Origin of the sequence: Duganella margarita (genome assembly GCF_009857535.1) — a bacterium.
Lineage (GTDB): Bacteria > Pseudomonadota > Gammaproteobacteria > Burkholderiales > Burkholderiaceae_D > Rugamonas > Rugamonas margarita.
Map to the genome: position 1 here is coordinate 1 of NZ_WWCS01000090.1, position 306 is coordinate 306.

The following is a 306-nucleotide window of genomic DNA, read 5'->3' on the forward strand; positions in this document are numbered from 1 at the left end:
TCAGCGCAGCCAGGTCTTCGGTTTGCAGGGCAACAATCGAGTCGGTGGTCAGCGCGCGTACCTGGGCGCTGCTCAGCGAGTTGGCCTGAGCGGTGGTCAGGGCCACCACTTGCGCGCTGGTCAGGGCGCCGATCTGGGTGCTGTTCAGGCCGGCAATGGTCGCGGTTTTCAGCGCAGCAAAGTCTTCGGTTTCCAGCGCGGTGATGGCAGCAGCGGTCAGTGCGTTCACCTGGGCGCTGCTCAGGGCGGCAGCCTGGCTGGTGGTCAGCGCCACGACCTGGTCGGTGGTCAGGGCTTTGACGGCGG

General features: G+C 66.7%; 1 protein-coding gene. It reads right to left on the minus strand.

The window, feature by feature from the left end:
* A partial coding sequence (locus GTP55_RS30525) for a hypothetical protein (protein ID WP_161048271.1) occupies positions 1 to 306 on the minus strand: 306 nt, incomplete at both ends.